The sequence below is a fragment of the Streptomyces sp. RK62 genome (assembly GCF_018070255.1).
In the GTDB taxonomy this organism is placed as follows: domain Bacteria; phylum Actinomycetota; class Actinomycetes; order Streptomycetales; family Streptomycetaceae; genus Streptomyces; species Streptomyces nigra.
Genome location: NZ_JAGPYD010000026.1, coordinates 25,833 through 50,597 on the forward strand (window position 1 = coordinate 25,833; position 24,765 = coordinate 50,597).

At 67.8% G+C, this 24,765-nt stretch carries 21 protein-coding genes; 17 read left to right on the forward strand and 4 right to left on the reverse strand.

The annotated features are described in order from the left end of the window. Positions 1-142 precede the first annotated feature (142 nt). From eccB to KBY32_RS33810, 10 genes are all read left to right on the forward strand, one after another. On the forward strand, positions 143-1,711 hold the full coding sequence (gene eccB, locus KBY32_RS33765) for a type VII secretion protein EccB (protein WP_210982755.1): 1,569 nt from the start codon (positions 143-145) through the stop codon (positions 1,709-1,711). 300 nt (positions 1,712-2,011) lie between these two features. Next, positions 2,012-2,323, forward strand: a complete 312-nt coding sequence (locus tag KBY32_RS33770; protein ID WP_055623214.1) for a WXG100 family type VII secretion target — start codon at positions 2,012-2,014, stop codon at positions 2,321-2,323. 100 nt (positions 2,324-2,423) lie between these two features. Further along, on the forward strand, positions 2,424-2,714 hold the full coding sequence (locus KBY32_RS33775) for a WXG100 family type VII secretion target (RefSeq protein ID WP_055623213.1): 291 nt from the start codon (positions 2,424-2,426) through the stop codon (positions 2,712-2,714). 212 nt (positions 2,715-2,926) lie between these two features. Beyond that, complete coding sequence (gene mycP, locus KBY32_RS33780; protein WP_247690367.1) at positions 2,927-4,195, forward strand: type VII secretion-associated serine protease mycosin; 1,269 nt, start codon at positions 2,927-2,929, stop codon at positions 4,193-4,195. A 54-nt stretch (positions 4,196-4,249) separates the two neighbouring features. Further along, positions 4,250-4,585 (forward strand): hypothetical protein, encoded by a 336-nt coding sequence (locus KBY32_RS33785; protein WP_210982756.1) that lies wholly within the window; start codon positions 4,250-4,252, stop codon positions 4,583-4,585. A 42-nt stretch (positions 4,586-4,627) separates the two neighbouring features. Beyond that, complete coding sequence (locus KBY32_RS33790; RefSeq protein WP_210982757.1) at positions 4,628-6,169, forward strand: hypothetical protein; 1,542 nt, start codon at positions 4,628-4,630, stop codon at positions 6,167-6,169. Positions 6,170-6,253: 84 nt separating this feature from the next. Further along, positions 6,254-7,558, forward strand: a complete 1,305-nt coding sequence (locus tag KBY32_RS33795; RefSeq protein ID WP_247690368.1) for a S8 family serine peptidase — start codon at positions 6,254-6,256, stop codon at positions 7,556-7,558. Between the two features lie 635 nt (positions 7,559-8,193). Then, the gene (locus KBY32_RS33800) at positions 8,194-8,532 is read left to right on the forward strand and encodes a hypothetical protein (protein ID WP_055623210.1); all 339 of its coding nucleotides are present in this window, start codon (positions 8,194-8,196) and stop codon (positions 8,530-8,532) included. After that, complete coding sequence (locus KBY32_RS33805; RefSeq protein WP_210982758.1) at positions 8,529-9,653, forward strand: WXG100 family type VII secretion target; 1,125 nt, start codon at positions 8,529-8,531, stop codon at positions 9,651-9,653. The genes KBY32_RS33800 and KBY32_RS33805 overlap by 4 nt, the downstream gene beginning before the upstream one ends. Beyond that, positions 9,653-11,077, forward strand: coding sequence for a hypothetical protein (locus tag KBY32_RS33810; protein WP_210982759.1), 1,425 nt, complete (start codon positions 9,653-9,655; stop codon positions 11,075-11,077). Before KBY32_RS33805 ends, KBY32_RS33810 begins: the two co-directional genes overlap by 1 nt. 102 nt (positions 11,078-11,179) lie before the next feature. On the opposite strand, the gene KBY32_RS33815 is transcribed toward KBY32_RS33810, so the two are convergent. Further along, complete coding sequence (locus tag KBY32_RS33815) at positions 11,180-11,812, reverse strand: hypothetical protein (protein ID WP_210982760.1); 633 nt, start codon at positions 11,810-11,812, stop codon at positions 11,180-11,182. Positions 11,813-11,927: 115 nt separating this feature from the next. Next, the gene (locus tag KBY32_RS33820) at positions 11,928-12,515 is read right to left on the reverse strand and encodes a hypothetical protein (RefSeq protein WP_210982761.1); all 588 of its coding nucleotides are present in this window, start codon (positions 12,513-12,515) and stop codon (positions 11,928-11,930) included. Positions 12,516-12,600: 85 nt separating this feature from the next. On the opposite strand from KBY32_RS33820, the gene KBY32_RS33825 reads away from it, so the two are divergent. The 5 genes from KBY32_RS33825 to KBY32_RS33845 all read left to right on the forward strand — a co-directional run bounded on the left by KBY32_RS33825 (position 12,601) and on the right by KBY32_RS33845 (position 16,405). Next, positions 12,601-12,969, forward strand: a complete 369-nt coding sequence (locus tag KBY32_RS33825) for a hypothetical protein (protein WP_308293817.1) — start codon at positions 12,601-12,603, stop codon at positions 12,967-12,969. Positions 12,970-12,989: 20 nt separating this feature from the next. After that, complete coding sequence (locus KBY32_RS33830; protein ID WP_210982762.1) at positions 12,990-14,069, forward strand: PE-PGRS family protein; 1,080 nt, start codon at positions 12,990-12,992, stop codon at positions 14,067-14,069. A 322-nt stretch (positions 14,070-14,391) separates the two neighbouring features. Beyond that, positions 14,392-14,805 (forward strand): hypothetical protein, encoded by a 414-nt coding sequence (locus tag KBY32_RS33835; protein WP_210982763.1) that lies wholly within the window; start codon positions 14,392-14,394, stop codon positions 14,803-14,805. 124 nt (positions 14,806-14,929) lie between these two features. After that, positions 14,930-16,048, forward strand: a complete 1,119-nt coding sequence (locus KBY32_RS33840) for a hypothetical protein (RefSeq protein WP_079033740.1) — start codon at positions 14,930-14,932, stop codon at positions 16,046-16,048. A 72-nt stretch (positions 16,049-16,120) separates the two neighbouring features. Next, positions 16,121-16,405 (forward strand): hypothetical protein, encoded by a 285-nt coding sequence (locus KBY32_RS33845; protein WP_210982764.1) that lies wholly within the window; start codon positions 16,121-16,123, stop codon positions 16,403-16,405. A gap of 84 nt (positions 16,406-16,489) precedes the next feature. Here the strand turns inward: KBY32_RS33845 and KBY32_RS35895 are convergent, their stop codons facing one another. Together KBY32_RS35895 and KBY32_RS33855 are read right to left on the reverse strand one after the other, a co-directional pair. Further along, positions 16,490-18,607 (reverse strand): SUKH-4 family immunity protein, encoded by a 2,118-nt coding sequence (locus KBY32_RS35895; RefSeq protein WP_210982765.1) that lies wholly within the window; start codon positions 18,605-18,607, stop codon positions 16,490-16,492. Positions 18,608-18,619: 12 nt separating this feature from the next. Next, entirely contained in the window at positions 18,620-23,179 is a 4,560-nt protein-coding gene (locus KBY32_RS33855) for a toxin glutamine deamidase domain-containing protein (RefSeq protein ID WP_247690379.1), read from the reverse strand. Positions 23,180-23,746: 567 nt separating this feature from the next. Between KBY32_RS33855 and KBY32_RS33860 the strand changes: the two genes are divergently transcribed. Together KBY32_RS33860 and KBY32_RS33865 are read left to right on the forward strand one after the other, a co-directional pair. Further along, the gene (locus KBY32_RS33860; protein ID WP_210982767.1) at positions 23,747-23,965 is read left to right on the forward strand and encodes a hypothetical protein; all 219 of its coding nucleotides are present in this window, start codon (positions 23,747-23,749) and stop codon (positions 23,963-23,965) included. A gap of 304 nt (positions 23,966-24,269) precedes the next feature. Then, positions 24,270-24,695: a hypothetical protein gene (locus KBY32_RS33865; RefSeq protein ID WP_210982768.1), complete on the forward strand. Its 426-nt coding sequence runs from the start codon at positions 24,270-24,272 to the stop codon at positions 24,693-24,695. Positions 24,696-24,765: the final 70 nt, after the last annotated feature.

Below are 24,765 nucleotides of genomic sequence, written 5' to 3' on the forward strand. Positions count from 1 at the left end.
GAGAAGCTCTGTGAAGATGCCGAGGGCTGTCCACACCTGAGGGATCGTCGGTGGGCGCCGCAGGGCATAGTAGGTGCCTGCACGGCCGTTGCGGCCTTTTCGAGCGCGATCGAAGCACCACCAAACGGGAGATACGGGGACCATGGCAAAGCGTCGGGACGAGCTCGCCGCCTACACGTTCGCTCGCAAGCGCACCGTCGCGGCCTTCCTGGCGCCGTCGCCGGGCGGCTCGGAGGAGGGCGCCCCGCGCCCCGTGCGGACGGTGATGCCGAGCCTCGCCGTCGGCATCGTCCTGGTCATCGGCTTCATCGCGTGGGGAGTGATCAAGCCCACGGCTCCCAAGGGCTGGGACACCCCCGGCGAGCACATCATCGTCGACAGCGACTCCACCACGCGGTACGTGGTCCTCGACCCGAACCCCAAGGACAGCAAGGTGGAGAAGGTCCTCCACCCGGTCCTCAACTACGCCTCCGCGAAGCTGCTGCTCGACAAGGGCAAGGGAAGCGTCCTCGAGGTCCCCGGCAAGGAGATCGACAAGAGCGGCATCCGGCACGGCGCGACCATCGGCATCCCGTACGCGCCCGACCGGCTCCCCTCCAAGGAGGACGCCGAGAAGACCAAGACCTGGGCGGTGTGCGAGCGTCCGGCGCCCGGCTCCAAGGCGGCCATCGACCGCGCCGTGTTCGTCTTCGACGACAGCGACGCCAAGTCCCTGGAGACCGCCGGGAAGGTCGATCCCCGCGAGGCCCTGTACGTCACCGACACCAGGACCAAGGCCGAGTACCTGGTCGACAGCAAGGGGAACCGCTTCCTGCTGGGCGGCGAGACCGGCCTCGACGCGACGTCCATGGAGCAGCTGCGGTCCGCCGTCATCGGCAGCAGCGCCACCACCGACCCGCAGCCGGTGAGTCAGGAATGGCTCAACACCCTCAACGACGGCGGGGACATCACCTTCCCCGTCGTGCCCGGCGCCGGCGGCCCGACCTCCGTCCAGGGACTCCCCGCCGAGGCCGGCACGATCGGCCAGGTGCTGCGGGCGCGTGACGCCCAGGGCGAGCAGTTCTACATCGTCCTGAAGGACAAGGTCGCCGCCGTCTCGCCGTTCGTCGCCGCCCTGCTCGTGGCCCGCGACGAGAACGGCGCCCTCAAGGTCGACACCCGCGCCGTCATCGAGGCCAACGGCGGCCGCGCCGACCGCTTCTACGCCGACAAGGGCTGGCCCGAGATCGTGCCCCGGCAGGCCAACAGCACCAACCCGACGACCGGTGAGGCGGCCAGGACGTCCTGCAGCGTCTACAAGGGCACCTTCGACGGCCGTACGCCCAGCCTGGCGGCCTGGGCGGGGGCCGACTACCCCAAGAAGGTCATCACCGACTCGCTGAGCGCCTACGTCTCCTCCGGCTCCGGCCTGCTGTTCCAGGAGGTCTCCGGTACGGCCGCCGGCGGCGGGGCGACGTATCTGCTGACGGACACGGGCCTGCGGTACTCCCTGCCGAAGAACAACGACAGCGCGGCCGCCGCCCAGAACCCGGCCGCGTCGACGGGCGCCGGCGCGTCCCAGGGCGACGCGAGCGAGACCGACAAGGCCCGCACCCGGCTGGGCTACGAGGACCTCAACCAGCCGGCGGTCGTGCCGCAGACGTGGGCGACGTTCATCCCCAAGGGGCCGATGCTCGACACTGCGGGGGCGTCGCAGCCGCAGAGTCAGTGACGGAGGGTGAGGAGCGGGTCCCCGCGTGGGGCCGGCTCCCGGTCCCTCCCGGCACGGGCCCCCGGCCCGGCACGCCGGAGGGACGACCCCAACAGCCCGCCGTTTCTTGCCATTTGAACTAAGACGGCGCACGGGTCACAGCTTCGTCGCTCAAGTGTGTGAGCCGTGTAACTGATTGGCCTTGCCTGTGGATGAGTGACAGGCTGACGATAGAGTGTTTGCAGCGCTCAAGCGTGCGAAGCAGCTCCGGGCAACGGATTGAGGTTTCCCGGACCAACGACGACATGGGGGAAGGTTCACATGGCCGGCCAGTTCCGGGTAACAGAGGACGAACTCACCAAGCTCTCCAGCGACATCAGCACCGCCAACGGTCAGCTGCAGGGCGAGATCCGCCGCCTCAACGGAGTGATCGACCAGATCGCGGGCGGCTGGAAGGGCCAGGCTGCCCAGTCCTACCGCCAGCTGCAGGAGCGCTGGAACGCGGACGCGAAGAAGATGAGCGACATCCTCAACGACATCAAGGAAGCCGTGGACTCCACGCGGAGCAACTACTCCGCGTCCGAGGAGCAGCAGAACTCCGAGATCAGCAAGATCATGTCGGACTTCGGCTGATCGAGCCGTACCGGTCGCGCGCCGTGCCGTCCACCGGCCGGGGCCGCCGCTCGCTCCTCCCTCTGTCCAGCGACTTTCCTCCGAATCTTCCTGAAAGGGAATGACGATGTCGATCCTCGTCAATTACGCAACCATCACCAACGCGTCCACCGATGTGAAGTCGACGGCCGGCCGCATCAAGCAGCAGCTGGACGACCTCGAGGCCGCGGTCAAGCGGGTCGCCAACACCTGGGAAGGTGAGGCGCAGGAGGGTTACCAGCGCAAGCAGCGCGAGTGGGACCAGACCGCCGCCGACCTGCACTCCACCCTGCTGAAGATCTCCACGGCCCTGCAGAGCGCCGCCGAGAACTACCAGGCCACCGAGAAGAGCAACGCCTCCACCTGGGGCTGAGCCAGCCGGCGAGCCGGGGGACATCGGATGAAGAGATTCGGCCCAGCCGACGCCATGGCGTCCGCTGGGCCGACCTCTGCTTCCGGGTCGTTCACACCGTCTTCCGGACCGCACACGGTAAATCCGCCGAATCTTCACACCGGCCGACGGCGCGGCGCGCGCGTCACCGGCCGGGACACCGTCGACACAAGGAAGCCCGGGGGGCCTGGACGATGAGGGGCCTGAACGTGGAGGGCCACAAGGCCGGTTCGCGTAGCCGCACGAGTGGGACCCGCGCACTCAAGCGGGTCCTCGGCGTGCTCGCGGTGACGGGTGTCTGCGTCACCGCGACGCCGTTCGCCCCGACCGCGGCGGCCGACGGTGGCCCGGACTTCGGTCTGTCGGCCAGCACCGAGTGCGTGTTCGGCGGCGACGTCATCAAGTCCACGCCCTGGTCGCTCCAGCGGATCCTCCTGGACCAGCTGTGGGAGCACTCCAGGGGCAAGGACGTCAAGGTCGCGGTGATCGACACGGGCGTCGACAAGCGGAACCAGCAGCTGACGGCAGCGGTGACCGGCGGCAAGAGCTTCGTCGACGGCTCCGCAGCCCGGGACATCGAGGGCCACGGGACACGGGTGGCGGGCATCATCGCCGCCCGCCCGCTGAAGGGCACCGGCTTCGTGGGGCTCGCCCCCGACGCCGAGATCCTGTCCTACCGCTACACGGGCGGGCAGGAGAAGCAAGGCAACTCCCGCACGATGTCCCAGGCCATCCGCGCCGCCGTCGCCGCCGGGGCCGACGTCATCAACATCTCCTCGGACACGGCGAACAAGGAAGACAACCTGGAGCTCCGCCAGGCCGTGGCCTTCGCCGTGGGCAAGGGCGCGCTGATCGTCGCGGCGGCGGGCAACGACGGGGCGGACGGCAAGTTCGCCAACACCTACCCGGCCGCGTACGACGGCGTCCTCGCGGTCGGCGCCTCCGACCGTAACGACGAGCGGGCCTTCTTCTCGCAGTCCGGCGACTTCGTGGACGTCGCGGCACCCGGCGTCGGCATGGTCTCCACCGTCCCGGGCGGCGGCCAGTGCACCGCCGACGGCACGAGCTTCGCGGCACCGTACGTCGCGGGCGTGGCGGCCCTGCTGAAGCAGAAGCACCCGGAGTGGAAGGCGGCCCAGATCGCCACCCGCATCGAGGAGACCGCCCAGCGCCCGGGTCGCGGCCCCAACGGCTACATCGGCTGGGGCGTCGTCGACCCGGTGGCGGCCCTGTCGGACGACTCGACGCCGGGCACGTCCCCGGAACCGGATCCGCCCGTGGAGGCCGGGTCTGGCGGTGTCGTCCCGATGGCTGTGACGATGGGTGAGACGGAGGCGGAACGTGAACGCCGCACGGCCATCTACGTATTGGGCACAGGAGTCGCCCTGGCCCTGGTGATCGCCGGCAGCGGCGTAGCCGTCCGGGACTGGCGCTCCCGCCGCCCCAGCCGCACCACGCGATGAACAGGCATCCGGGGATGCCGAGGACTTGGACAACAGGGGAGAGGACAACGGGGTATGAGTAACGGAATGCGGGTCGATCTGAGCCAGCTGGATGACGTCATCCGCAAGCTCAACGGCCTCCTGTCGGACATGGACAAGGCCAACACCAAGGCGAAGTACGAGACGGACATCCCGAGCTCCGCTTTCGGCAGCGAGAAGTTTCTGGAGTCGAACGAGCTCCACAACGCTCACCAGAAGCAGAAGACCCGGATCGAGAACATCATCAGGGACCTGCACAAGCTGATCGACGAGTTCGGCAAGAGCACCTCGAAGGTCAGGGACAAGTACAGCAACCAGGAGCAGGCGAACGCCCAGGGCGTGAGCGCGGCTCCCAAGGGCGCAGCCAACTAACCGGTTCAGCTACTGGTCACTGACAGAGGGGAAGTTCCAACCATGGCCTACGGCGGTTACTACCAGAGCCCTGAGTACTACGAGGCTCAGGAGCGGGCGCGGCAGCAGCGCATCCAGGACAAGCACGACGAGAAGCTCGACTCGCTTCCCAACGGCGGAATGGGGGGAGTGGACCGCAGCCAGCTGGACACGCCCTTCATGAAGATGGGCATCCCGGACCTGCGCGCCATGATCCTCGACGCTGACCCCAATCGGATCTACGAGGTCAGCCAGCACTGGAAGTCCATCCACAACATCCTTTCCGGCGGGGACGGCGACGGCAAGACCGGCGGCGTCGACTCGGTGTCGGCGAAGGACAGTGTCGCCGGCATGATGCAGAGCGCCGTCGAGAACGTCCTCGAGCACTGGGAGGGCGAGGCGGCGAACGCCTTCCGCAAGAAGGCCAACGAGATCCTCCAGAACATCCGCAACGGCGCGGCCTGGGCGAACCACTACGGCGAAACCATGCACGCCGTCCAGAACGACCTGCGCAACTCGATCTCGAAGATGCGCGAGGTCGAGGAGCCCGGGTTCTGGGACAGGGCCTGGGACAAGATGTGGGACGACGGGCGCAGCGACGAGCAGCTGCTCGAGGACATCAACAAGGGCGTCAGCACCGACGCCGCCCGCCAGGCGAACGCCGACTCCCTGTCTGCCGGTAAGGAGGCGCAGCTGCAGGGCGTGGCGATCATGGAGCAGCTGGCGGCCAATTACAAGGTGTACGCGAAGGGCTCCGTCCGAGACGATAATCCGAAGGACCCGTTCCAGCCCCCGAGCCCCGAAGTGCCTATGCCGACCCCGATTTCTATGCCTTCGGGGGGTAGCAAGAGCCCCAGCATGACGGGCGCCACAGCCAAGCCATGGAGCGCCGGACCTACGGCGAACGTGAAGCCGGCTCCCACGGTGCCACGTAACCCGGGCATCACCGGAGGATCGCAGCTACCGACGACGGGCACGAAGGTCGACAGCATCTCACCTGGCCTGACTGGAACCGGCCCTGTCACCGGGAACGGTGGAGGGGTCGGAGGTACCGGCGGTGGTCTCGGTACCGGCGGTGCCCAGGGTCCTGGGATCGTGGGCACCGGAGGAGCCGCTGGTCTCGCTGGAGGTGCTGCTGCACGTGGCGGCATCGGAGCCGCAGGCGGTCGCCGTGGAGTGGCTGGCGGTGGCGCGGCAGCAGGCCGCGGTGCTGGCGGACGAGCCGGTATGGGCGGTATGGGCGGCGCGGGGGCCGGCGCGGCAGGCCGAGGCGGCGCCGGCGCTGGCGGCCGTGGTGCCCTGGCAAAATCGCGTGGAGGCGTGGTTGGCGCGGCCAAGGGCGTAGCCGGCAAGGCTGCTGGCGGCGGAGCGGGTCTGCACGGGAGCCGTGGCGGTACTCAGCGTGGCGCCATGGCCGGCGGGGCAGGTGGCATTGGCGGGCGCAATGGCCGTCGTCCGGGCGACGAGGACAGTCGGGGCGATCGTCCCGACTACTTGGTCGAGGACGAAGAGACCTGGATCTCAGAAGAGGATCGCAACCGCAACGTCCCGCGGACCATCGAGTAGTTTGGTCAGCGCTCCGGGCAGAGATTGCGACCGGTCCGCTGTGAAGGCTGAATAGGCAGCCTTAGCTGAGTGAGGAGCAGGGAAATGGGTGTCAAGCGAGTCTGGTCCACGACAGGAGTCGTGGCATTGACGGGGGCCTTGCTCCTCACAACAGCACCGCATGCGGCAGCAGATGATGTCAGGGACGCTCAGTGGCCGCTAACTGTGTATGACGCGGAGAAGGTATGGCGGTCTTCGCAGGGTGCCGGTGTCAACGTTGCTGTGATTGACACTGGAGTTGATGCCAACCATCCCGACCTAACGGGTCAAGTTCTGCCAGGTAAGGACTTCACGGGCGCCAGCGACCCTCATAAAGATACCGTCGGCCACGGTACGTCGATGGCAAGCCTTATTGCGGGGCACGGACACGGAGCAAATGGATCCGCAGGGGTAAAGGGCCTGGCACCGAAGGCGAAGATTCTTCCTGTGCGAGTGAACGCGACCCGCGGAACCATCGACGGAAAGATTGACACGGCAGCCTGGACAGCGGGCGTTCGTTACGCCGTACAGCAGGGCGCATCAGTGATCAACTTGTCGCTTGATGACAGTTCCGCTTACCCGGGCTCGAAGGCTGCCAAGGCCATCGAGTATGCACAATCGCACGATGTCGTCGTTGTGGCGGCAGCAGGAAATGATGCAGGGACGGTCAACTACCCTGCTGCTCTCCCCGGCGTGGTAGCCGTATCTGCGGTGGACCAAGCTCTCAATCCTTGGTCCAAATCCAACACCGGAAATGTCACAGTCGCGGCGCCTGGTGTTCAAGTTGCCCAGGCAGACCCAACGACAGCAAGTGGTTATGCAGTTGCCGACGGGACCTCTGGGTCTACGGCCTACGTCTCAGCCATCGTTGCGCTCCTCCGAGCGAAGTACCCTGATCTGTCAGCCGGTCAGATCGTCAACCGCCTGGTCAAGTCCGCGTCCTTCCTTCAGCACGAAGGCAAGAAGGCCCCGGACCGTGAACTCGGCTACGGCATTGCCCGTCCCGGCACGGCTCTGACCATGGACATCCCCAAGGGGCCCAAGCAGGGGCCGCTCCTCAAGGGATCCTCGACCTCGACGAACTCGGCTGCCGGGTCGGACGACAGTGACAGCACGACCCAGGCCAAGAAAAAGAAGAAGAAGTCCTCCTCCGGCAACCTTCTTCTGATCGGCGGCATCGCAGCCGCGGTGGTCATCGTCGGCATCCTCGTCGCCGTCCTCCGCAGCCGCCGCAATGGGGGCAACAACGGCGGCCCCGGCTCCGGCGGTGCCGCTCCCGGCGGCTACCCGTCGCAGCCTGGCGCGTACCCGCCCGCCCCACAGCAGTACCCCGGCCCTTACTCGCAGCAGCCGCCGCACCAGGGTCAGTAGGGTCAGTCCGTCCTACGGGACGAAGAACCCGAGGGTGTGCGGCCCGGCCCGCAAGCCGGCGCGCGAGGCACAAGGCCAGCGAGGTCGCACACCGTGGCGCATGAGACGGATGCTCTGCCGGCGATACCCACCACCTGGTCAGGTCGTTAGATACGACAGGCAGCGCATCTGGTCGAGAACGAGAAGGGACTTACCTGCATGGGCGCCATCGTCCTGGTCGTCGGTGTCGTGGTACTGGGAGCCGTCATCGCGGTTGTCGTCGCGGCCAAGAGCCGTAGTCGGCGCAACGCCGGCCCGGTGCCCGGCCACCCCTGGCCGGGGCCTCACGCGTCCCACCCGGGATACCAGCAACAGGCATACCCGCCCGCCCAGCCGCCGTACCCGCCGGCCTCCCACCAGGGATACCCGGCTCCTCCTGGGCAGCAGCCGGCACCACAGGCGCCGAACCCCTACAACCAACTGCCTCCGCACCAGGGCCAGTAGTCGCCCGGTCCAGGCCGGACATGGGAGGGCAGTCTCGCGCGCAGCTGTCCCGGTTCAAAGCGAGAACAGCGGCCTGATCCCACCGGGTTGGCACTCGACGAGATCAGTGTGTTCCTCGCTCGTAGTTGCACGGCACCGAACAGGAACAGTGGATGGCTGACGACGGAAGCTCCTTCTACGAACCCACTGCCGGAAGGAGCCTGGCCCGCAAGTTCGAGATGCAGGCCTACGACCTGAGGGCCTATCTGAAGAGGTTCGAGGAGGAGACGGGGGAAGAGGCCATCACTGATGGTTTCGGAGTGCTGACGGAATCCGCGGAGGTCACCAGCGCCTACATCTCCTACTCGGAGGACGTCGCAAGTGCCATGAAGGTCGTGCACGAGCACCTGGACAGGATCGCCGACGCCCTGCGCAAGGTGAATGCGAACACCGAGGTCACCGACGACGAACTCGCGGTCCTCTTCGGAAAGTCGAAGGGCGGCGAGCAGTGAGCGGGAACGAGTCTCTCGCCGAAGAGATCGTCGAGCTCGGTATCGAGGTCATCAGACCGGGTGGACGCCCGGAAGAGCTGGAAGCCGCGGCCAAGGCGTGGCGCCAGCTGGAGTCTGAGGTCGAGGGCATGGTGAAAGCCCTGGACAAGGACGTCAGGGCAACTGTGGGAGACACCTGGCGTGGCGAAGCGGCCGATGCCTTCGCAGCCCATTGGGATGAGTTCGCGGCTGCTGTGCGCGGCGCCACCGACGATTTCGATGAGGCAGCCAAGGGCCTCGACGATGCCGCGAAATGCATTCGCGAGGTCAATGACGAGATCGAGGACATCTATGTGGAGATCGGGATCTCCATCGGTGTGTCCGTCGGGATGTCCTTCCTCACCCTGGGCGTCTCGGCAGCGGTCGGCACAGCTCGTGTGACCATGCTGGCTGCAAGAGCCCTGGATGCAGCGGGACGGCTGGGCAGGGCCTTGCGCATCATCGGTACTGCATACAGAAACCTCTACAACCGCGGAAAGGCAGGGAGACTTCTGGTCGAGGGAGCCCTGAACTGGGCTGGCGGCACAGCCGGAGGCATGATCACCAGCCAGCTCAGCGGCAAGGGCTGGGAAATGGGTACGAACATGCTTGGCGGCCTGGCCGGCGCCACCGTCGGTACCGCTGCGGGCAAGGCGGTGACCGCTGTGGGAGGCAAGGAGATCCTCAGCGGCATGGCGGGAGGCGCGGCCGGGGGGATGTCGGGGGACTACCTGGACTCCGTGCGGAAGGGGGAGCGCTTCGACATCCGTCAGAGCGCCGTGACCGGTATCACGGGCGCCGCCGCCGGTGGGCTCGGCGGCGGGGTGCGGGCCGTCGACCGAGGCCTTGACGACATGGCCCGGGGCGTGAAGAACGACAATGACTTCGCTTACGCCGAGGGTCGTCCGGAGCATCAGCAGACGGGTGTGGATGCGGCGTTCGGGGCTTCCACTCCCGTCGCCGGGGGCGTGTCTGCGAACGCGGCGAAGGACGGTTTCGACGGAGTGGACAAGGGCGCCTCAGGGGCGCACAAGTCTGCCGGGCGAGGCGTCGCCGGGGACAGCAGGACAGCGACGGATCGGATTCGCGAGGACTTCGGCTGATGACCCAAGTGGAAGCCACCCGCACTCCTTCCCCCACTTCCTCGGCCGCACTAGGTGCCTGGTGTGCGGGGCTGGGGCTCCTGGCCACAACGTCCGTATTCGGGCTCTGGCTGTTCGGCACCGACTCGGACCGGCGTCGATGGCTGATCCTGATGTGCCTGGCCACCACGTTGATGTGCGTCGTGGTGATCGCACTGCGACAACGGGCATTCGGTGGGCGAAAGTCGGTGCGCGAGGTCGCCCTAGCCGCCTCCGCTCGTTCGGTGGACGAGTTGGCGGACGAGGCGCGGGGATCCACCCTTGAGACAGCGGATCTGCCGCTCATGCTTCCCTCGAGGCGAGGTCAGCAGGTGCGGAGCCTCGCCTGGGTGGCCGGGATCGCCACCGCGCTCTTGGCGATCCTCGCATTGGCGGCGGGAACCCCTGAAAGGTCGGGGCGCGTCGAGCGTATCCACGCGGCCGGAGCCGAGTTCGGCACCGCAACGGCGGAGAAGATCAGCGATGTTCGACGGAAGTCCTCCAGGGGCAAGGACCCCTACATCGCAACGGTCGTCGTCCGGCTGCCTGCCGCGACAGGTGAAGAACCCATGTCCGCCGTGGTCGAGGCGACGACCAACCAGCCCTTGAGTTCGGGTGACCCGGTGACCGTGCTGTACGCGCCGTCGCAGCCGGAGCTGGGCGCAGTGGCAGGCGACGAGCGCAGTCTGGGCGCCGAGTTGCGGGGAGAGACCATGCCCGCGTACCTGCGTTGGGCGTTCGCCGCGGCCTGGGGCCTCAGCTGTCTTGGTGCCGTCAGTCATATGTCGACGAGTCACGGTTTTCGATCCTTTTCCCGTCTGGGAGAGAAGGACAGAGCCATTCGAGGGCGGTACATCCGAGTCGCCCTCTTTGATTCAAGAGGCCGAAGAGAATCTTCCGAGGGCCCGACCCGTCTCGAGATCCAGACCGATGCCGGAATCGCCCGCTTCCACACGGTCACTGGCAGTCGTAGCTTGCCCGAGCTCGTGGAGCACGAGCCTCTCTGGGTGTGCTGGGATGCGCATCGGGGGGCACGGTCTTCTCGATTCTCGCCGAGCATGACCCCTGCGGCCTTGGTGTTCGACCATGGACTGGTCCTGCACGGGATGATGAAGGTCGAGGAGGCACAAGCACTCGACTCTGGGGGTGTCTCCTTGGGGAAGGTAGCGACCATGCCGCAGGGGAATCGCCGTCTGCGGCTGTTCGACGTACGCGCACAATGGCCGTCGTACGTCGATCCGTTTATGTTCCAGATCTGCGCGGTGGTGATTGCCAGTGCGGCACTCATGACCTTCGACGTGGACAACGGATGGCGCTGGACGGCGGGAGTCGTCGCATTCCTCGGGGTGTGGGCCGCCGTTGGGCTGCATGTGAGCGACGACGCTTCCGGCGAGCGTGCTGCGTGAGCGGGCGTCCGTCCCCAGGCGACCGCGGCCGTGCACGCCCATAACCGCGGTTCGCCCGTTCTCGGAAGCCCACGGCTCTCCCGGCGATGTGCCGGGATTTCGTCACGCGAAGAACATCACCAGCAGGCTGACGCCGACGCCGAGCACGCCCACCGCGATCAGCGTGTAGACCGTGCTGAGCAGTCCGGGTGCCACCGCCTGCTTGGCCCGGTTGAAGTCGGACGCGCCGCCGAAGGCGAAGCCGGTGGTGGTGCAGAGGAGGCCGAGGGCGAGCGGGATCAGGGCGCCGAACCACCACGCGCAGCCCAGCGCGATCGAGCCGACCCAGCCGCTGTCCTGCTGGTACGACGTCTCCCCGGTTTTGAGGGCGTCGATCACCTCGCCCCGCTGGTGCAGGGAGTCGCTGCGCAGCTCGGCGTTGAGGTCCTTGACGGAGCCGTCCGTCGCGGTGAACGTGCCGTAGCACCACTTGGTCTTGGTGCGCTTGCGCGAGCTGCTGGAACTGGTGCTGCGGTGCTTGTAGTCGACCGTGCAGGTCTCGACCGTCAGCTTGCCCGGGGTGGATGTTGCGTAGGTATACGGGCCCAGGTAGGCGCCCAGGGCCAGGAGGACCACGCCGGCCAGGAGCAGGCCGACGCCGATGAGCCGGCCGAGACCGCCTGTGCTCCTCGATCCCGAAGCACCCGATGATCCCGACGATCCCGACGAGGCCGAGCTCGCTTGTGCTTGTGTCATGGGGGTGCTCCTCAGGGTGCGGTGGGTACGGCGGGGGCTGCTATGGGGCCGGTAGCGGGTGCTGGGTCGGTCCCGATGGCGGGATCGGGACCCGGTGCGGTCGTACGGGCGGGTCTCACAGGGCGAGCGTGCAAATCAGGGCCGTCAGGAGGCCCAGGCCGAAGAGGCCGCCCAGGACGGGACCGGTGACCGTGGCGGCCGGCAGACGGTGCCAGGAGGCCGCGAAGCCGAGGCCGTTGCGGGCGCCGAAGCCGGTGAGCAGGCAGTAGGCGCCCGCCGCCAGGAGGGACAGGCAGAGCGCGATGACGGCGGCGTCGTCTCCGGGATCGCGGTCCTGCGGAAGTTCGAATGTGTCGTCGACCTGCATCACGGGGATCTTGGAACCCGTATCGAAACGCGATGAAGTGTCCACTTCCACGTCTTCGTAAGAAAGGTCACCGTGTTGCGCGGTCCAGGTTCCGGCGCAGTTGAACCGGAGTTCGGTGCTACGCCGGTGCGATCCGCCGCCGTAACGGGTTTTCGTGTGCGCCTCGCATGAAGAAACGGTGAGGGTTCCCTTGGTGCCTTCTCCGGCGAGTTCGCTGCGCAGTTCCGGAATCGCCACCGCGGCGATGAGGATCGCCGCGAGCACTGCTCCGAGCCCGATGAGCCGTCCTGTCCGCAGGGCCGCTGAGCTGGGGCGATGCGGCGGTGACGTCACCACTTGGGGGTCCTTTGGTCAACTTGACGATCTCTTGACCCGTCGACTTTCCGGGTCGTGCGCGAGGAGTCTAAGCTACCGGCCTGTCGTGCAATATGACGTGCTGCACCAGGAGTTCGGGGGAGAACTGATGACGTTCGGCGGATTTGACGTGGATACGGCTGTGCTGCGACGGCAGGGCCAGAATTTCACCGATCTCGGAGCCGATTTCGCCAAGGCGTCCAAGCAACTGGAGACTGCTCTGGAAGGGCTGGGAGAGCCCTGGTCAGACGCTGATTTCGGAGATGTCTTCGGTGAGATCTACACGCCGATCCGGGACGGAATCCTCGCCTCGATGGACAGCCTCGCCGAACGGCTCCAGCAGATCGGGCACACACTTCAGGACAACGCCCGTACGTACGACGCCTCCGATACGTCGAACAGCGGGCTGTTGAGCGGCATCGCCGGTCTACTCTGAGTCGGCCGGGGGTACTTCACATGTCGCTCACTCTGCCCGGCGAGCTCGTCTGGGTCCTGGATCTGCTCGGCTACAACTGGCCCGAGGCCGACGAGGAGGCGCTCCACCAGGTCACCGAGACCTGGCGCGGCTTCGGCGCACAACTCGAGAAGATCGAGGCGGAGGGCGAGGGCTTCGCCCGCACCGTCGTCGCCGCCAACGTCGGCTCCGCCATCGAGGGCTTCAGCAAGGACTGGGGCGCCTACACCGGAGCCAACGGCGAGGACCGGTATCTGCCCGACGCGAAGCTCGCGTGCGAGGTGATCGCCCTGGCCTTCGACGCGGCCGCGATCGCGGTCCTCACCGCGAAGCTCGCCGTCATCGCCCAGCTCATCGCCCTGGCCATCGAGATCATCGCGGCGCAGGCCGCGGCGCCGTTCACCTTCGGGCTGTCCGAACTCGGGGCGATGGGCGCGACCCAGGCCACCCGGGTGATCGTCCGCGAGCTGCTCGACCGCCTGAAGAAGGAGGTCATGGAGGCCGTCACCAAGGCCATGGAGCACGCCACCGTGGACGCCCTGAAGAAGGTCGCCAAGCGGGTCGTCAAGGAGCAGGTCCAGCAGATCGTCCAGGAGAAGGTCGTCGACGCGGCCAAGGAGAAGGCCCGCGAGGCCGCCGTCGGCATGGCCCAGAACGTCGGCCAGCAGGGCATCGAGGCCTACTTCGACGCCCGTTCCGGCATCGATCTCGGGGAGACGGCCGACGTCGCGAAGAAGGCGGGCGGTGAGTATCTGGACGGCCTGAAGACGGAGGTCACGGGGGGCGAGGGCTCGTCGCTCGCCGGCTACGTCGACCCGCAGACGTATATCGACCGCGGGACGGAGGCGGTCACGGGCGCGGCCGGCGACCGTGTGCAGCGGGGAGTCGACGCGTTGAGCGGGCGTGGTGGGGCCGCGGGCGGGGAGCAGGGGTCCGCTGAATCGACTCCGCCCGCCGACCCGTCCACAGACGCACCCGCCGGCGCGCCCACGGTTGCGACATCCTCGGCAGGCTCCCGTCCCGCCGGCCCTCCGGCTGCGTCGGGGGTCGGCGACGACTGGGCTCGGAACGAGTTCGGGTGAGCCGTCGATGCCGTCGATGCCTCTGCGTCGGCGGACCTCAAGAGCTTGTGACGATTTCTCCCAGGAATATTCACACGGGCGTGCCCGTCGCACCTTCCGGGAGTACCGGAGAAACGCAGGCATATCGAGCCCGTTCGCCGCGAGTGGGCCTGTTCACGGGGATACGCAGGGATACCGGTCGTTGAGCGCCAACCATTACTGGCCCATGTGGAGTTGAAGCGTCGGGCGGGCATGTCCCGTGGGGCGTGTGTTGAAGCGTTCGCAGATGCGTTGGTAGGTTCACGCCGGTCGAGACCCGCCGACCCTCCTGATGAGGTTTCCCTTGGACAGCGCCGAGAACAGTTCCGACAAACGCGTCGACGACTCCGAGTTTCTGGAGATGACCCAGCAGGACCCCGCCCAGGCGAAGATCCTGCGGCAGTCCCTGGAGCACCTCGCCTCGGGACTGGGCGGTCCGGCCCTCAAGGAGATGGCCCAGGAAGTCCTCTCCGGCCGCATGGGGCTGCGCGAGGCCGCCAACGTCTCGGCGTACGCCGAGGAGGCCGTGCAGCAGTCGGCGCCGCTGGCGGAGAAGTGGGCCGCCATGTCCGACAGCGAGCGTCAGGCCCTCGCCGCGGAGGGCGAGCGCCGGCTGGAGGAAGAGCGCCAGAAGCTCGAGGAGGAGCGGCGCTCGGAGTCCGAGAACCGTTCCGGCGGCAATCGGCGTCACGACGGGCGTGGTTGGTCCCTGTACTAGGGGCGGCTGGTTTTTGAACGAGCGGAGGCCGGTCCTCGCCCTCGAACCGAGCGGTGGCCGGCCCCGGTACCGAGCGGCTGTACGCGGCTCTGATCCCGGCAATGGGGGAGAAGTGAACTTTCGGGTGGAACCCGGTGCGATCGACGGCTTCTCGAAGCTCGTCGGCCGCGCCGCGGACGGCGGCGCGCAGGCGGTCTCGTTCGTCGGCAACAACGCGAAGATCGACAAGTCGGTCGGTGGAATGGCCTGGGACCTCGTCGCGGGTGAGCACGACCGGTACGTCAGCGAGGCCAAGAAGGCGCTGGAGAAGGTCAAGAGCCTGCTGGAGGCGTCCGAGAAGGAGCTGACCGGCACGGCGAAGTACTACAGGGCGACCGACACGGACGAGGCGGCCAAGCTCGACGCCACCTACCCGGGTTCCAAGGTCTCGGGCGGGGACTCCGGCGGCGATCCGCACGACTTCTCCGACGCCAGCGACGCGGTGGACCTGCTGAAGGCGCCCGGAGATCCCAGCAATCCCTTCGTGAAATACGCGTCCGGGCACGCGGACGAATACCAGATGAGCCCGGTGCAGAAGACGCTGGGCAGCGTGCTGGACCTGGGCAGCCCCTCGGCGATGGCCGTGGAGGCGTCCAAGCTGCTCTTCGACTTCGACCCCTTCGCCGAAGTGACGAACTGGGTGTTCGGGGACTGGAACGGGTACAACGACTGCTCCGACGTCTGGGGCAGTCTCGCGTCCTTCTGCGACGCGCTGGCCGCCAATGTGCGCAAGGGCACCCAGAACGTCGGTCTGACCTGGGACGGCAACGCCGCGAACGCGGCGACCGTGTACTTCGACGAGTTCACCAAGAAGCTCGAGGAGATCAAGGAGACGTTCAAGTCTCTGCAGAGCTGTTATGCGCAGGCCGCGCAGATGGCGTTCCAGTTCGCGGAATTCCTGAAGTCGTTCCTGGTGATGTTCTGCGACCTGCTCGTCATCTGGCTGATCAACCTGCTCGCGGCGCAGGCCGTCAACGTCATCCCGGTCGGCGGACAGGTCGCTTCCGCTGCGATGTTCGCGCTGGCCGCGGCGGAGGCCATCCGGCTCATGCAGCTGTGGGCCGAGGCGTCGAAGGCGTTCGACACGTTCGCTTCGGCGCTGAGTGCGCTCGGTCTGGTCATGTCGACGGCCGTGAACGGATTCTCGGCCGCGGACGGATTCCCACAGGTGGGTACCGGCGGCTACGACCACGCGGCCGTTTAGAACAATGGCTGACTGCTGACTGCTGACTGCTGACTGCTGATTAGGCACTTCTGACGGAACTGGACGGGCGGGATGAGTTTCTTCAACGGCACCGGGGGCCTCGATCTCTTCCTCGGACGTGCCCGGATCATGAGTGCCTGTCTGGTTCCTGTGAGCCTGGCACTCATGTTCTTCTTCATCCGCGAAGAGGGTTGGCGCTTCAGCCTGCTGCTGTGCTGCATCCTGCCGCCGATCGGCGCCTACCTGGCCTTCCGGGGCAACCGGGAGATTCGGGCGGGGCTGGCGGCGATCGGCTTGCTCCTCGCTGTGGCCGCCTTGCCTTTGGCATTCGGGCTGGCGGTGCTCGAGGGGGCGTGAGGCGGGACCCGTTACACACGGTGCCTCGCGCCTGGCGTCGGGTCCTCGACGGGCTTTCCGGCGTCGAGACGGCTGCTGTGTGGCTCAGTCGTTGTAGAGGGCGTAGGTCCAGATCTGGGCTTGGGAGCCGGCGTTGTCGATGATCCGGACGGCGTCTTCGATGTGCTGCCGGAAGAGGTGTTCCTCGTCGCGGTTCTCGATGGTGTTGAGGATGCGGCGGCCGGTGATCCACCAGGTGACCATGGCGAGGAAGCGGTCGAGATTCGTGGCGACGAGGTAGCCGTCGAGGCCGCTTTCGGCGGTGCTGCGGGGCATGCGCAGGATGTGGCCGGTGGGGCCGTCGATGACGAGTTCGGCGCCTGACCAGAGGCCGATCTGGAAGAACGGGCCGGCTTCCGCTGGCGGTTGCAGGCCCTCGGTCCAGGAGAGTTCCCACAGGAACTTGTCGTAGTCGGGTTCCAGCCGGATGCCTTTTTCCTGCATGACGGGGAGCCCGGTCTCGGTGAGGACGCGGCGGGCCGTCTCGTCGGTGAGTCCTGGCGGCAGGGACTCGGGCGGGGTGCGGAGGGTGGGGGCGTCGGGGAAGAGTTGCGGCAGGTCGGCCGCGGTCGTGGTGGTGGCGTCGGTGAGGAGGGCGGGTCCGGCCGCGGTTTTGGTGCCCAGGAGGGGTGCTCCGGGAAGGGGTGCGGGGGCGGTGCCGTCTACGGCGAAGAGGCCTCCGGGTCCGGCGAGCACGGTCAGCTGGCCGGTGCGCAGGAGCGTGGGGAGGAGCTCGTCGTCGGGTCCTTCCTCGGTGGAGGCGAGTGCCCGGAGTTCCTTGCGGGTGGTGGGAGGAGCCTGGCCCGGTGCTGTCGGCCAGGTGAGCGCGGTGGTGGCATTGTCGGGGAGGGTCTCGCCGTACCAGGGTCCAGCCAGCAGGTCGCCGGTCTCGGCGTCCCAGACGTTCATGGCCTTGCCGTAGGCGGTGGAGACGATGGCGGGGCGGTCGTGCCAGCGCACGTCGAACAGTGAGCCGACGGGGCCGGGCTTGAGGTAGCCGGGGTCGTATCCGCCCGGGGGACGCCAGTGGGTCCAGCGCACCTTCCAGGGAAGCTGTACGCCCGACCGTTCGATGGAGGCGCACAGTTCGGTGTCGTTGCGGGCCGCCGCCATGAGGTGCAGCCACGCCGCCCACTCACCCTGCTCAGCGGGTGTCACCCCGTACATGTGCAGGTGGACCGCGTCGGCGGCCGCGTTCGTATCGGGGACCGAACCCTCGTGGGCGCAGTGCGCCGCGTCCAGAAAAGCGGACGGCGGAAGGTTGGCCAGGACCTCGCCATCACGCAGCAGCGTGTCGAACTCGCCGGCCTGCACGGCGTGCATCGCCAGACCGTGCGCGGTGTACCGGCCGAGCGGGCCGGCGGCGGCCCAGCCTTCCGGGTGGCGCAGCCGCGGAGCCAGCCCACGCAGCCAGGCCACCATGTGGCCGTTCACCCGCCGGCTCAACTCCGCCGATGTATCCCGGCGCAGGGCTTCCGCGACGGCCTCGTCAGCGAAGGACACCTCCTCGCCAGCCACCGTGAGCACATCGGAGAACCGGTCGGCCAGCCCGCGCAGAACCGAACCGTCGGCCCCCGCCGCCCGGGCCAGCTCGCCCCACACCTCCCACGGCACCCGCCGCGGCTCCGACAAAGCCAGCGCACGCATCTCCAGCGACTGCGACACAGCCGCGACAGCACCCGAGGAGTTGTCGTCCAGCCAGGCGGAGGGCCTATCGAACGACGACCTGTCAAAGACCGATGGAAACGTGTCGAGCACGACGCTCGGCCCTTCGAGGGCGAGAGTTTGCGCGACGTGGTCGAGGACCAGCAGGGGCTGCGCGGATCTGCGTGTTAGTCCTGCTCGCCCAGCATGGGAGAGCAGGACCAGCTTGCCAGCGCCGTGTTCGAACGTGGCACTGTCCCAGGCGTGGGGCTGCATCGCGTCGTCAGGAACGCCGAGGAGCTTCAAGGTAGTGCGAAATATTCCTTCTGCGTCCGTTCCACTGGCGTCGATTAGCACGCTCTCGGGGATCTGGCGGCTTACTTCCTCCAGAACAGCGGCCCCGCCCGTATCGCTGACAACGTCCATCTGCTCCATCATTGGAGTGCTGTCGCCCCACCAGTCGAGCAGGCGCGCGACTACCTGGTCTGGAGCGATGCGTTCACGTTCTGGCGACGACACGGAATGAACTCCCTACTGCGGCGGATCGACGTGCAGCATAGCCTTGGCCCAGACGGAGCCGATGGCTGCCAGATGGAGGTCCATCTCGCGTTGCATGGCGCGCTCGTTGGCTGTGCGTATCTTCTTCACCCTCGTGCTGATCTGTTGGTCACTCAGTCCGCTCTGCTCTTGTTGACTCTTCAGCTTCGCGCGCGCCGCGTCCCGGGCAGCCACACCTGCGGGGTCAGTCCGATATGTGGTGCTGTAGTAGACCGGGGCCTTGCCGTTCTCCAAGTCTGGGTGTTTGCGTAGCCGTGTGGAGCAATCGGCGTGGCCCTGACCGGAGCCGCATGGCTCCCGCTCCGTGTAAAGGCCGGCTATCCGGTACTTCTTGCCGTCCGGGCCGGTGTTTGTTCGGTCGAACCAGTCCAGAAGGTGCTTCTCCGAGTGTCGGGGCGACACGCCGCTGCTATCGGCAGGAACCGACGAGTCGACGACAAATGCGCTATTTCCGTCGCTGTCCACTACTTCGATGACGGCGTAGTTCTTCCCTGAAAAATCTGGCTTATGCGGGCCCAGGGCATCGATCAAAGCATTTACATCGTCGTTAGTCGGATTGGCTTTCTGTTCTCCAACGAAACGGTGATGCAGTTCGGCGATGTTCTTATTGGTCTCCGAGTCTTTGCGGTATGCCTTCGGGAACTTCGCGTTGGCTTCATCTCGAGCCTCCGCACTTCGAGCTCTATCATTTTCGGCGACCGCATCGGGCGTACCGTCGGAACGCGTGGAGTCCGCGTAAGGGAGGCCGTCTCTGTCGTGTTCGGGGCTGTGTCCCACTCCCTGGCTCTCGTGGAAACCAAGGCTGAGCCGGGCGAGCGAGGCAACGACGGCGTAGCGCTGCCCGTCGTTCATCTGACGGAAATCGTCGCCCAACGCGTCTTCCAATTCATGGCGTGAGAATGCGGTTGGCGGAAGGTCCGTATCGCCGTTCTCCCGAGCCTGGTTGTACGCGTTCATTCGGTCTGCTGCGCTCTGAAGCAAGGGCGTCAGACGGCCTTGATCCGCCCAGTTGCGCAAACTTGCATGCACAGGATCAAGCCCGATGCGGTGCACCTTTAGGCCGTGAGGAGCATCCGGGTCATAGGCGTGATGAGTGTCCTGAGCGTCACTTGGATAGTTCCGCACGTCTTGTTGGGGAGAGTCGGGAGCCAGATTGCTGTGCTCCTGCGTTCGATCCTCCGGCTTGGGCAACGACTTGTTGCGTTCTTCCCGAGTTGGGTCGTCGGGCGGATTCTGGTCGTTCTTCGTCGGATCCGTACCTGCGGGATCCTCAGGTGCGCGCCGATCAGTTCCTGCAGCGGTCGTCGGGGCGTCTCGGCCAGGGCGGGTGGTGCCGTCGGGCTGGGAGTGATCACGCCCTGACGCACGATCCGGCGTGACCGGCTGGCGGTTCGAGTCCAGGGGGATGGCGAAGACGCCGTGGTCGCCGCTGTGGAGCGGGTTTCGGCTCTGCTGGCCCGTCTGGGCGTCGATGTAGGTGATCTTGCCGTTGTGGTTGACGGCGTTCCAGGCGTGGGCGCGGCCGTTGGCGTCCTGCGTGATGATGACGGCCTGGGAGCCGTGGCCGCTGTCGCGGAGGGTGTTCTCCAGGCGGTTGAAGGCGTCGCGCCCGTTGCCCATGTCGTTGAAGCGGGCGCCGAGAGTGTTCTCGATGCGGTCGCGGCCGCCCCGTTCGCCCCGGTCCGAGGGGTTGCCGTCCGCGTCCAGGTCGGGGGTGCGGGCGCCCGCGGCCGTCGGGTTGCCCGCGTAGGTGTCGACCGTGGAGAGCGCTGTGTCGACACAGTTGTTGCTCCGGCCGGGCGCGTCCGGGCCGTCGCCGTTGATGCGCTGCACCCACGGGCCGTCCGCCGGGTTCGGCGGCCGGGTCGGGTCGCCGTTCTCGTCTCGGGGGACGGAGTTCTCCAGGGCGTCCTGCTCCGCGCGGGAAGGGTCGGTCACGCCACCCGGGGGGTTGCTGTTGCGGGTCTGCGACGCCGGGGTCGGCGCTTCCTTCGGCTTGGTGCTGTCGGAAGCGTTGTTGTTCTGGTCCGCGGTGGTGGTGTGGCCCGAGTCCGGGGTGTGGGGCGCGGACGGAGTGGGCTGTCCGCTCGGTGTGGTGGTTACGTGGTGGATGGGGACTGGGGTGACCTGCGGCTGCTGTTGTTGTTGCTGGGGGTTCGGGGGGCTCGCCGGAGGTTGCTGGGTGTGCGGCTGCTGCGGCTGGGTTCCGGGGGGCTGGTTCGGGGTGCTGCCCGCAGGCTGGTGGGGCGGGCGGGACGGGGTGCCTGAGTTCGGCTGGTTCGGGGTCCCGGGCGTGCCGCCCTGGGGCGTGGCGGTGTGCGTGGCCGCCCCGGGGGACGCCGAGTGGGGAGTGGCGCCGCCCGGTGTCGACGTAGACGGGGATGTCGTGGGTGTGCTGGAGGGCGCTGGCGTCGATCTGGGAGGTGTGGACTGGGAAGACGGCGACTGGCTCGGACTCTGACCCGGCGTGGGCGTACGGCTGTTGCCGGACGGGTCGGAGGTCTGGCGCGGAGTGCTGTCGCCCCGGGGAGAGGTGCTCTGGTTGCCGGGGGTGTCGGTGCGGTGCGGGGTGCGGTCTCCGCGGTCGTTCGGCGTTGTGCCAGGGGTGTTCCGCGGCATCGTGCCGTCGTTCGGTGTTGGGGTGCCTGGGCGGGGGCGGGGCGTGTTGCCGTCCCCCGCCGTGGTGGGGTTGGTGCGCGGTGAGGTGCGGTCGGCGGGTGGCGTGCCCGGGGTGTTCCGTGGCGTGGTGCCGGCGTCTCCCGTGGGGGTGCCTCCGGGGCGCTGGGCAGGTATTCGGTTGTCCGGCGTGCCCGGCGTACGGCTGTCCGTGGTTCCGGGCGTGCGGCCGTCCGGTGTCGGAGCGGGCGTGCTGCGGGGGACCGTCGGGGACGTGGGGCGCGGCGTGGAGGCGGGTCCTGTTCCCGCGGCGGGCGCGGTGCCGGGTGTGCCGGAGGAAGGATTCCTCGCCGGCCCCGAGTTGGGCTGCGGGCTCGTGGCGGACGGGCTGCCGCCCGACGGGCCACCGCTGTGGCTCGTGCCGGGTGCCGTACCGGTGGCGGCGGCTGCCGTGGGTGACGTAGGCATGCCGGAACCGCCGTCCGAACGGCCTCCGGAGCCGCTCGGGGAAGCGTCGCCGGTCGTCGGTGTCGGCGCCGCGTTGGACTGCGTGGGCGCGGTGGCTGCCAGGTTGTCGACCTGGGTGCCGATCGAACCGCCCGAGGGTGTGGAGGACGTACCCGGGGACGACGTGTGCGTGGGGGTCGACTGCGGGGACGGGGACGACAGGCCCGATACGGAGGGGCCGCCGCCGGCGTGGGAGGGGCCCGGTGTGCTCGGCGAGCCGGTTGAAGTGGTGGGGCTGTCGGAGCCGCTGGGCGAACGGCCGCCCGGCGACGGGTCGTCGAAGTCGGACAGGGACGAGTCCGTCGGCGACTGCGTCGGCCTGGAGTACGGCGTGTCCGAGGAGGTCGGGCTGCTGGAGTCCGTACCCGGTCCGGAACCGGAGTCGGGGCCCGGGCCCAGGTTCGGACCGCCGATGCCGTTGCCGCCGGTGTCGGCGGATATGCCGTTGCCTATGTTCGTGCCGGGCAGGTTGCTGCCGTTGCTCGAACGCGTGGACGTGGAGGAGTCCGAGCCGTTCGAACTCGACGAGTCACTGCCACTTGAGTTCGAGTTGGAGCTGGAGGATGACGAGGAGTCCGAGGACGACGAGGAGGAACTCGAGCTGTCGGTCCCGGGGTCACTGCCGACGTCTCCGCTGGGCAGCCCCGACGTGCCGTCGTAGCCGTCGAGGCGGCTGTCGATCGCGTGCCGGGCCCGGTTGCCGGCCTTCTGGCCCAGGCTGTCGCGGACACCTTCGGCGAACGTCTGCGGGCTCTGCTTGAGCGCGTCGAGTCCCGCCGTGCCACCGGCCTTGAGGGTGGCGCCGACGTCGTAGCCCTCCTGAGCGCCGAAGCCGACGTTCACCGTCTGGCGGATGAGGTCGGTGATGATGGCCTCGATCGCGGAGATCGCGGGTTCCTTCATCGTCTCGACGATCGCTTCGAGCAGGGCTTGTTTCAGCTCGTCGAGGAGGCGACGGACGATGAGCCGGGTGATCTGGGTGGCGCCGAGGCCGGCGACCTCGGACAGGCCGAAGGTGAACGGGGCGGCCGCGTGCGCGGCGACGATCTCGATCGCCAGGGCGATCAACTGGGCGATGACCGCCCACTTGGCGAACTCGACGAGGTAGGCGCAGGCCTCCAGCACGTTTGCGATGAGGAACGCGGCCTCGGCGGCGTTGCGGAGGTAACCGTCCCCTCCGCCCCCGCCGTCGAACTTCTCGTACGTCTTGACGAACTTGTCGATCGACTCACCGGCGTTGTGCGCGGTGACCTGGCGGGCGGCGCCGTTCGCCGTGCCGTGCAGCTCGGTGACCTTCTCGCCGAACTTCCGCCACACCTCGGCACAGTCTCTGAGCTTGTCCTCGTCCGCCGTGGGCCATCGGTAGCCCAGCATCTCGAGAACCCACTCGAGCTCGTCCGGCAGCATCATCGACACAGCAGAAAGCACCCCCGTCAGACCGAACGGCCGTACAACTCCCTCACCCGTTCAGGGAAATCACACAGGAGTACAGCCGTCGCAAAGTTTACGGAATCACCGTCGAACCGCCTCAGGGTGGTGCTGTCACAAGTCCGTTTCAGGTCGCCGACGTTGGCGGGACGGTTCGGAGGGAGACGCCGGCGGGGGCGTGGTCCGGTCTCCTGTCCCCGCCCTTCGGCGGCCTGTGCTCCGTAGGGCCGATCGCCGTCGTGGGACGCGCGAAGGGTCCGAGTCGGACGCGTCCGGGAAGCGGCGCCGGCTGCCCACTGCCACCCGCCTTGCGACGGTCGTCCGTCGTCCCGTCTCACGGGGCTCTCCCGACCTTCGCGCAGAAGGCGACGGGCGCTACGCTGCCTGCACATGACGACGCGTGATGGGGAACAAATGCTGGCGGAACGCGGCGCGGACAGTCCGGTCCGGGACGACGTAAGGGAACTGCGGGCGCGTCCTCAGAGGCCGACGGAGCCACGCACTCCGAGCGAGCGCTCACAGCAGGCGCGGAGCGCTCGTGGCGGACTGATGGCCATAGGCGCGCTGGTCGCGGTGGCCTGTCTCTTCGCGATCGTCGGGCGCCTCAACGGCGGTACGGAGGCGGGCGCCTGGACCGTGGCGTACGCGATCGGACTCGCGTCCGCCACCCCGGGCGTGGAACTGGCCCGGCGCGGACGCACCCGTTGGGCCCTCATGGCGACGGTCATGGGAGCGGTCGGCGCCACCCTCGGCAACGCGCTGCCCTGATCGTCGAGCGGTCACGTTGTGCGTGGTGGCGGGTGCGGGCGTACGCCTGCCGCCTAGTCCCGCCCCGCCCTGCCCCGCCCCGCCTCGCTTCGGCTCGTGAGATTGCTGTGTCCGCCTGTAAGGCTGTTGTGGACGGTCGTACGGCTGCCCGCGGCGGTGGCCGTACGGTGGGGGTGGCTACTGCAGCCATGCGGTCACACGGAACGTCCCGCACGTCATCGTCATCACGAGATACTGCGGGAGCCGACGAGCGGCGAGCGTACGAGCCGACGAGCCGACGACCGGAACAGCGAGGAGACGCGACATGGCACGGCAGCCCGACAACCCTTCGGACCCGCAGGGTGCTTCGCCCGAGCGCGGCGTGCTCGACGAGGCGCTTGAGCCCGAGCAGGTCAAGTCCCTGAACTCCGCGCTGCGCAAGCTGTCGCAGACGGACAACGTGAGCAAGGACCTCCAGGAGGCCGCCAAGCGGATGCTGTCCGGCCGCCTGGCCCTGCGGGACGCCCTGGACGACCCGGCGTTCGCCCGGGCCTTCGGCAGCGGGGGACTGGCGTCCCTGCGCGGCCAGTGGGAATCCCTGCCAGAGGAGGAGCGCGACCGCCTCAGGCACGGCGAGCCCTTGCAGAGTGACGCTCAGGCCGGGCAGAAGGACGCGCAGGGCGCGCCTTCGGAGCCGCGTGGCCAGAAGCCGGGGGGCGGCCGGCACAGCGGTGGTTTCTCGCTGTACTGATGGCCGCCCCGTGCGTCCGTTACGGCGGCCTCTCCAGCGGCTCAGTTTCCTGGATGCTTACAGGTAGTAG

Bases quoted from the DNA above. Each gene is read 5' to 3' on its own strand.
- KBY32_RS33770 (WP_055623214.1), top strand. From the start codon at position 2,012: ATGGCCGGCCAGTTCCGGGTAACAGAGGACGAACTCACCAAGCTCTCC.
- KBY32_RS33815 (WP_210982760.1), bottom strand. From the start codon at position 11,812: ATGACACAAGCACAAGCGAGCTCGGCCTCGTCGGGATCGTCGGGATCA.
- eccB (WP_210982755.1), top strand. From the start codon at position 143: ATGGCAAAGCGTCGGGACGAGCTCGCCGCCTACACGTTCGCTCGCAAG.
- KBY32_RS33855 (WP_247690379.1), bottom strand. From the start codon at position 23,179: ATGATGCTGCCGGACGAGCTCGAGTGGGTTCTCGAGATGCTGGGCTAC.
- KBY32_RS33795 (WP_247690368.1), top strand. From the start codon at position 6,254: ATGGGTGTCAAGCGAGTCTGGTCCACGACAGGAGTCGTGGCATTGACG.
- KBY32_RS33785 (WP_210982756.1), top strand. From the start codon at position 4,250: ATGAGTAACGGAATGCGGGTCGATCTGAGCCAGCTGGATGACGTCATC.
- KBY32_RS33810 (WP_210982759.1), top strand. From the start codon at position 9,653: ATGACCCAAGTGGAAGCCACCCGCACTCCTTCCCCCACTTCCTCGGCC.
- KBY32_RS33860 (WP_210982767.1), top strand. From the start codon at position 23,747: ATGGCCATAGGCGCGCTGGTCGCGGTGGCCTGTCTCTTCGCGATCGTC.
- KBY32_RS33845 (WP_210982764.1), top strand. From the start codon at position 16,121: ATGAGTTTCTTCAACGGCACCGGGGGCCTCGATCTCTTCCTCGGACGT.
- KBY32_RS33775 (WP_055623213.1), top strand. From the start codon at position 2,424: ATGACGATGTCGATCCTCGTCAATTACGCAACCATCACCAACGCGTCC.
- KBY32_RS33800 (WP_055623210.1), top strand. From the start codon at position 8,194: ATGGCTGACGACGGAAGCTCCTTCTACGAACCCACTGCCGGAAGGAGC.
- KBY32_RS33865 (WP_210982768.1), top strand. From the start codon at position 24,270: ATGGCACGGCAGCCCGACAACCCTTCGGACCCGCAGGGTGCTTCGCCC.
- KBY32_RS33830 (WP_210982762.1), top strand. From the start codon at position 12,990: ATGTCGCTCACTCTGCCCGGCGAGCTCGTCTGGGTCCTGGATCTGCTC.
- mycP (WP_247690367.1), top strand. From the start codon at position 2,927: ATGAGGGGCCTGAACGTGGAGGGCCACAAGGCCGGTTCGCGTAGCCGC.
- KBY32_RS33790 (WP_210982757.1), top strand. From the start codon at position 4,628: ATGGCCTACGGCGGTTACTACCAGAGCCCTGAGTACTACGAGGCTCAG.